Source organism: Pseudomonas plecoglossicida NBRC 103162 = DSM 15088, from assembly GCF_000730665.1.
GTDB classification, from domain to species: Bacteria; Pseudomonadota; Gammaproteobacteria; order Pseudomonadales; family Pseudomonadaceae; genus Aquipseudomonas; species Aquipseudomonas plecoglossicida.
In genome coordinates this window covers 1-516 of record NZ_BBIV01000097.1, presented here as the reverse complement: position 1 = coordinate 516, position 516 = coordinate 1, and the positions used below count along the sequence as shown (strand labels likewise).

The window sequence follows — 516 nt, the reverse complement described above, 5'->3', positions numbered from 1 at the left end:
CACAGCGCCGCCAGCCCTTCGATGTCGTTGCGCCAGTCACGGTGCAGCTCACAGGCCACGCCGAACCAGGTCATCATCTGCGCGCCGGCCTGGCTCATGCGGTCATGGGCCGCATCGCGGGTCATGGCGTTGAAGGTGCCGGAGGCATCGGCCACCACGAACACTTCGAACTCCTCTTCCAGTGCCGACAGCGCCGGGAACGCTACACATACCTCGGTCACCACACCGGCGATGATCAGTTGCTTCTTGCCGGTGGCCTTCACTGCCTTGACGAAGTCTTCGTTGTCCCAAGCGTTGATCTGGCCTGGACGGGCGATGTATGGGGCGTCCGGGAACAGGGCTTTGAGCTCTGGCATCAGCGGGCCGTTGGGGCCCTGCTCGAAGCTGGTGGTGAGGATGGTCGGCAGGTTGAAGAACTTGGCCAGGTCGGCCAGCGCCAGCACATTGTTCTTGAACTTGTCCGGCTCGATGTCGCGAACCAGGGACAGCAGGCCAGCCTGGTGGTCGACCAGCAGG

1 protein-coding gene is annotated in these 516 nt (G+C 63.6%); it reads right to left on the bottom strand.

Annotated features, from left to right (window positions below; translation table 11 throughout):
* Positions 1 to 515 (bottom strand): isochorismate family cysteine hydrolase YcaC (gene ycaC, locus PPL01S_RS24240; RefSeq protein ID WP_042156942.1); only part of this gene is annotated, 515 nt, incomplete at its 3' end.
* Between the last annotated feature and the right edge of the window lies 1 nt (position 516).